The organism is Micromonospora sp. KC213 (assembly GCF_004348325.1).
Lineage (GTDB): Bacteria > Actinomycetota > Actinomycetes > Mycobacteriales > Micromonosporaceae > Micromonospora.
In genome coordinates this window covers 1-6,530 of sequence record NZ_SMKF01000246.1, presented here as the reverse complement: position 1 = coordinate 6,530, position 6,530 = coordinate 1, and the positions used below count along the sequence as shown (strand labels likewise).

Genomic DNA, 6,530 nt, shown 5'->3' with positions numbered 1-6,530 from the left:
GGACGCGGTCGGGGGGGGTGGAAGCGGGACGGCATAGGCTGAGCGGATGGTTGACCGCACCGAACCCGGCCCGACCGCGGCCAGCGTGCAGCGCGCGCTGCGTCGGGCGGCCAGCGGGCGCGCGCTGGACGTCGAGGAGGCGACCGCGCTGCTGGCGGCCCGTGGGCCGGAGCTGGACGAGCTGCTCCGGATTGCCGGGGAGATCCGCGACGCGGGGCTGCGTGACGCCGGCAGGCCGGGCGTGGTGACGTACTCGAAGAAGGTCTTCGTCCCGCTCACCCGGCTCTGTCGGGACCGCTGTCACTACTGCACCTTCGCCACGGTGCCGCACCGGCTACCGGCTGCCTTCCTGGAGCAGGACCAGGTGCTGGCGATCGCCCGCCAGGGAGCGGTGCTGGGGTGCAAGGAGGCCCTGTTCACCCTCGGTGACCGTCCGGAGCAGCGGTGGCCGGCGGCCCGGCGCTGGTTGGACGAGCGGGGTTACGACTCCACCCTGGACTACCTGCGCGCCTGCGCCGTCGCCGTGCTGGAGGAGACGGGGCTGCTGCCGCACCTCAACCCGGGCGTGCTCAGCTGGTCGGAGCTGCAGCGGCTCAAGCCGGTGGCGCCGAGCATGGGAATGATGCTGGAAACCACCGCGACCCGGCTCTGGTCGGAGCCGGGCGGGCCGCACTTCGGCTCGCCGGACAAGGAGCCTGCCGTCCGGCTGCGAGTGTTGGACGACGCCGGCCGGGTGGGGGTGCCGTTCACCACCGGCATCCTGATCGGCATCGGTGAGACGCCCGCCGAGCGGGTCGACGCGATCTTCGCGATCCGCCGGGCGCACCGGGAGTACGGCCACCTCCAGGAGGTGATCGTGCAGAACTTCCGCGCGAAGCCGGACACCGCGATGCGGGGCATGCCCGACGCCGAGCTGCACGACCTGGCCGTCACCGTGGCGGTGGCCCGGGTGCTGCTCGGCCCGAAGGCCCGGATCCAGGCGCCGCCGAACCTGATCGAGGGGGAGTACGACCTTCTCCTGCGCGCCGGCATCGACGACTGGGGCGGGGTCTCCCCACTGACCCCGGACCACGTCAACCCGGAACGGCCCTGGCCGCATCTCGACGAGTTGGCCCGGCACACCGAGAAGTCCGGCTTCATGCTGCGCGAGCGGCTGACGGTCTATCCGGAGTACGTCCTGGCCGGTGACCCGTGGCTGGATCCGCGGCTGCTGCCGCACGTCAGCGCCCTGGCGGACCCGGAGACCGGCCTCGCCGTGGAGTCCGCCCGTCCGGTCGGGCGGCCCTGGCAGGAGCCGGACGAGACGTACGGCGGCCGGACCGACCTGCACGCCACCATCGACACCACCGGCCGGAGCGCGGACCGGCGGGGGGACTTCGACAGCGTCTACGGCGACTGGGCGGAGGTGGCCGGCAAGGTGAGCGCGCCGGCGTCGGCCTCGGGTGATGCCCAGGTGCGGGCCGGCCTGCGGCTGGCCGCGGACGACCCGGCGGCGCTGCTCGCGCCGGAGCACGAGGCGAAGGCGCTGGCGCTGTTCGGCGCGGACGGCCCGGCGCTGGACGAGCTGTGCCGGCTCGCCGACGACGTACGCCGGGACACGGTCGGCGACGACGTCACCTACGTGGTCAATCGCAACATCAACTTCAGCAACGTCTGCTACGTGGGCTGCCGGTTCTGCGCCTTCGCCCAGCGGGAGCGGGACGCCGACGCGTACCGGCTCTCGGTGGAGCAGGTCGCCGACCGGGCCGAGGAGGCGTGGGCGGCCGGGGCGAGCGAGGTCTGCCTCCAGGGCGGCATCGACCCGAAGTTTCCGGTGACCGGGTACGCCGACCTGGTTCGGGCGATCAAGGCGCGGGTGCCGGGGATGCACGTGCACGCCTTCTCACCGATGGAGATCGTCACCGCTGCCGCCAAGGCCGGTGTGCCGGTGCGGGAATGGTTGACCGGGTTGCGGGAGGCGGGCCTGGACACCATCCCCGGCACTGCCGCGGAGATCCTCGACGACGACGTGCGCTGGGTGCTCACCAAGGGCAAGCTGCCGGCCGCCGCCTGGGTCGACGTGGTCAGCACGGCCCACGAGCTGGGCATCCGGTCCAGTTCGACGATGATGTACGGCCACGTCGACCATCCCGGCCAGTGGCTGGGCCACTTCCGGGTGCTGGCCGGGGTGCAGGACCGCACCGGCGGATTCACCGAGTTCGTGGCCCTGCCGTTCGTGCACACCAACGCGCCGATCTATCTGGCCGGCATCGCCCGGCCGGGCCCCACCTGGCGGGAGAACCGGGTGGTGCACGCGATGGCCCGGCTGCTGCTGCACGGCCGGATCGACAACATCCAGTGCTCGTGGGTGAAGCTCGGTGACGCCGGCACGGTCGCGATGCTCCAGGGCGGCTGCAACGACCTCGGTGGCACGCTGATGGAGGAGACGATCTCGCGGATGGCCGGATCCGGTAACGGCTCGGCCCGTACCGAGGAGCAGTTGCGGGCCATCGCGGCGGCCGCGGGCCGGCCGGCGCGCAAGCGGACGACCGCCTACGGTCATCGAACCCGATAGCGTCGAACCTTTCGGACGTGCGAGCCGTACCCATGTCCGCCGGCGGCGGTTGAGGCGAGGGCCGCCGCCGGCGACCTCGCGCTCCACCCCGCGTGCGCCCGCGCGCCGGAGGAAAGGTTCCCCATGACGAGTGCAGTGCGGAAGCGGCGCTGGCCGCGACTGACCCGCCGGCAGACGTTGACCGCTGCGGCGAGCGCCACCCTGGGTGCCGCCGCGCTCACCGTGACCGGCGTCTCGGTCGCCCAGAACGCCCCGTCGGGGGCGGGAAGGAAGGACGAGCCGATCGTCGTGCACCTGCGTGACGCGGCTTCCGGGACGATGGACGTCTTTGTCGGTACCTCCCGGTTCGAGGTGCGTGACAAGGGGTTGGCGGACCAACTGCGCCGCGCCGCCAGGCGCTGACCGACCCCGCACGCCTCCTTTCCTGCTCCGGCGCCGGCTCTCGGCGTCCGGCCCTCCCGCATGCCCCACTCCGCCCTGATCCCGTAAAGGTGGTCCGCCATGTCCTCCCACCGCGAAGCACCCGAGATAAGCAAGGACCCGGTCGCCGACAGCTCCGACCTGTACGCCTTCGTCACCCCCGACCGGCCCGACTCGGTGACGCTGATCGCCAACTACGTGCCGTTGCAGCTTCCCTCGGGTGGACCGAACTTCTTCGAGTTCGGCGACGACGTCCGGTACGAGATCCACATCGACAACGACGGTGACGGTCACCCCGACGTGACCTACCGTTTCGAGTTCACCACCGAGATCACCAACCCGAACAGCTTCCTCTACAACACCGGCCCGATCGACTCGTTGGACAGCAAGAACCTGAACCGCCGCCAGTTCTACCGGTTGACCCGGATCGCCGACGGCCGGGAGCACGTGTTGGCGCGCAAGCTGCCCTGCCCGCCGTGCAACGTGGGGCCGCTGTCCATCCCGAAGTACAACGATCTGGTCCGGCAGGCGACGTTCAACCTGTCCACCGGCGAGAAGGTCTTCGTCGGGCAGCGCGCGGACGGCTTCTTCGTCGACCTGGGGGCGATCTTCGACCTGGGTACGCTGCGACCGTTCCAGCAGCTCCATGTGGCGGGGAAGAAGATTTTCAGGGAGCCGGGCGACCCGGTGAACGCCCTGGACCGGATGAACGTGCACAGCATCGCGCTGCAGGTGCCGCTGGGCCGGGTGCGCCGCAAGTCCAACCGGTACGGCCACACCGACCGTGCCTCGATCATCGGGGTGTGGACGACCGCGTCGCGTCAGCAGGTGAAGATTCTCGGCGACAAGGTCGCCAAGGACTCGGCGACCGGCCCGTGGACGCAGGTGTCGCGACTCGGCAACCCGTTGTTCAACGAGGTCATCGTGCCGATGGCGCAGAAGGACCTGTGGAACACGCTGCCCCCATCCGAGGACAAGCGTTTCGCCCGGTTCGTCGAGCAGCCGGAGCTGGCCGCCCTGCTGCCGGTGCTCTACCCGGGCGTCTTCCCGAACCTGGACCGGTTGAACAAGTCGAAGAAGGCGCGGGCGGACCTGGTGGCGATCCTGCTCACCGGCATCCCGTCCGGCCTGATCGACGGTTTCACCAACAACACCGGCGACGTGCAGGCCGACATGCTGCGGTTGAACACCGCGATCAGGCCGAGCGCGCGGCCGAACGCGCTCGGTGTGATCGGCGGTGACCTGGCCGGCTTCCCCAACGGCCGCCGGGTCACCGACGACGTGGTGACGATCGCCCTGCGTGCCATCGCCGGGCTCACCGTGCCGTTGGTGGACAAGAACTTCAAGCCGGACGCCGCGGCGAACGCGGTCACCCCCGGCCTGAGCGCGAAGGACGTCACCGCGCCGTTCCTGCGTAACTTCCCCTTCCTCGGCACGCCGTACGACGGGTTCAACAACCCGCCGGCGTCGCGCTCCTGACCGGACGGAGAGGCCGATGCATGAGCACCACCACCACCACGATGACCACCACCACCGGTACGGGCCGACGGAGAGCGGGACCGTCATGCTCGATCTCGGTGCGGACACCGGCGCGCTGATCATCTATACCGGACGCGACCAGCACGGCCGGGAGATCGAGGTCAGTCGGGACGACGAGCCCGGCGGGAAGCGGACCCACGTGGCGGTACGCGAGCGGATCGTCCGGGACGGCGTGTTCCACAGTGCCGTCTACCCGGATCTGCACGCGGGACGCTATACCGTCTGGTGGGACGACGACACGCCGGCCGGAGTGGTCACCGTCACCGGCGGCGCCATCGCGGAGTTCGTCTGGCCGAGCAGCGCCTCATCTGGGGCGCGCTGATCGTCGTACGGTGCCGGAACCGTTGCGCCCCGTCCACATTGTGGACGGGGCGCTCTCGGCTTTTCCGGGCTCGACGAGCGGCTCGTGGCGAACCGCGTTAACCTGTGCCCCACCGAGATTCTGATCTTGGTTGACTGGTCCACCGGAGCTTCCGCCGGCGTGCCCGGCGGTGTCCACGGCGGCGACGCCACGGCAGAAATCTGGGGCAACTCGCCGGGAAGGGCGTTACTCGTCCGGGGTCTGAATCGATAGGGCAGGTTGCGAGGCCGGGCGACCGAAGTGGCCGTCCGGGGCGGTGTCGGGAGGGCGACTCCATTATCAAGTTCGGCTTGACGGCGCACGCATTACACGCGTGTAATTTGAATGGGGTTGTTCGCGCGGAACGCAACAAATGGGGACCGGACGGACAAGCACGCCTTTCGCGTGGGGGGTTGCAGCGGCGGTGACGCCGGTGCGCGACAAGGAGGCATCTGATGGACGGCCAGCTTGAGGTGGCCGACCTGCTCGGAAACGCGCCGGAGTGGCAGGAGCGGGCGCTGTGCTCGCAGACCGACCCGGAGGCGTTCTTTCCTGAGAAGGGCGGCTCGACCCGTGAGGCGAAGCGGATCTGCTCGCGGTGCGAAGTCAAGACGGAATGTCTCGAGTACGCTCTCGGCCACGACGAGCGGTTCGGGATCTGGGGCGGGCTCTCCGAGCGGGAGCGGCGCAAGCTCAAGCGGCGGGCCGCCTGAGCTGAGGTCGGGCCGGGGCGGTGGGGGCCGCCCGGCTCACGCCCGCAGGGGCTCCGCCCGCCGGTGGCAACGGTCGCGGTCGCGGGGGCGACCCGGCCAGGGGTCAGGCCAGCTCGTCCGGGTCGACCCCGAGCAGGTTCGCCACCTGCTCGATGATGACGTCGTGCACCAGATCGGCGAGGTCCTCCCGGTCCATCGCCCGGAACTCCAGCGGACGACGGTAGAGCACGATCCGGGGCGGCACCTCCTGCCGGCCGGGTCGCCCCGGCAGCAGGCGGGCAAGCGGCACCTCACCGTCCTCGAGCACATCCGAGTCGTACACGTTCAGATCCGGTGGGACGTCCTCGACGGCGAACTCGACGCCGGCCAACTCCTTGGCGAAGCGGCGCTCCAGCGTCTCGACGGTGTCGAGCACGAGGTCGTCGAAGACCTCGGCCTTCGTCCGGGCCAGCGGCACGGTCGCCGGGACCAGCCGCCCGCGCAGCCCCCGGCCGTGCCGGTCGCGGTGGGTGCGCCGGCCGGAGCCGGGGCGGCGGTGTTCCGGGCTTGTCATGTGGCAAAGGGTAGCTGCCAGTTCGGCCTGGCCTGCGGCAGCGCCACGTCGGTGGCGCGCCGGGCCGAATTGTGATCACGGTGACGGGCGTGTCGCACCGCGAACCGGTGCGCCGGACCCGGTATTGGGGATACCCTGCCGCCGTGAGGTCACCACGGCGCTGCTCTCGTAACGGCTGCCCCCGGCAAGCGGTCGCCACGCTGACCTATGTCTACAACGAGTCGACAGCCGTGGTGGGCCCACTGGCCGCGTTCGCCGAACCGCACACGTACGACCTGTGCGAGCCGCACGCGCGGAGCCTGACCGCTCCCCGGGGCTGGGACGTGGTCCGGCACGAGGGCGAGTTCGAGCCTCCGCCGCCCACCACCGACGACCTGGTCGCCCTGGCCGAGGCGGTCCGCGAGGCGGCCC

At 70.9% G+C, this 6,530-nt stretch carries 7 protein-coding genes; 6 read left to right on the top strand and 1 reads right to left on the bottom strand.

The features are described 5' to 3' along the window. The first annotated feature begins 46 nt into the window (after positions 1-46). The 5 genes from E1166_RS28635 to E1166_RS28615 all read left to right on the top strand — a co-directional run bounded on the left by E1166_RS28635 (position 47) and on the right by E1166_RS28615 (position 5,566). Positions 47-2,554, top strand: a complete 2,508-nt coding sequence (locus tag E1166_RS28635) for a bifunctional FO biosynthesis protein CofGH (protein WP_132342989.1) — start codon at positions 47-49, stop codon at positions 2,552-2,554. A 123-nt stretch (positions 2,555-2,677) separates the two neighbouring features. After that, entirely contained in the window at positions 2,678-2,956 is a 279-nt protein-coding gene (locus E1166_RS28630) for a hypothetical protein (protein ID WP_132270784.1), read from the top strand. A gap of 99 nt (positions 2,957-3,055) precedes the next feature. Beyond that, entirely contained in the window at positions 3,056-4,453 is a 1,398-nt protein-coding gene (locus E1166_RS28625; protein ID WP_132342988.1) for a DUF4331 domain-containing protein, read from the top strand. 16 nt (positions 4,454-4,469) lie between these two features. Next, entirely contained in the window at positions 4,470-4,835 is a 366-nt protein-coding gene (locus E1166_RS28620; RefSeq protein ID WP_132342987.1) for a phospholipase, read from the top strand. Between the two features lie 473 nt (positions 4,836-5,308). Continuing rightward, the gene (locus tag E1166_RS28615) at positions 5,309-5,566 is read left to right on the top strand and encodes a WhiB family transcriptional regulator (protein ID WP_007455784.1); all 258 of its coding nucleotides are present in this window, start codon (positions 5,309-5,311) and stop codon (positions 5,564-5,566) included. 103 nt (positions 5,567-5,669) lie between these two features. Here the strand turns inward: E1166_RS28615 and E1166_RS28610 are convergent, their stop codons facing one another. Further along, on the bottom strand, positions 5,670-6,119 hold the full coding sequence (locus tag E1166_RS28610) for a metallopeptidase family protein (protein ID WP_088963879.1): 450 nt from the start codon (positions 6,117-6,119) through the stop codon (positions 5,670-5,672). Positions 6,120-6,262: 143 nt separating this feature from the next. Here E1166_RS28610 and E1166_RS28605 point away from each other — a divergent pair. Then, a partial coding sequence (locus tag E1166_RS28605) for a DUF3499 domain-containing protein (RefSeq protein ID WP_132342986.1) occupies positions 6,263-6,530 on the top strand: 268 nt, incomplete at its 3' end.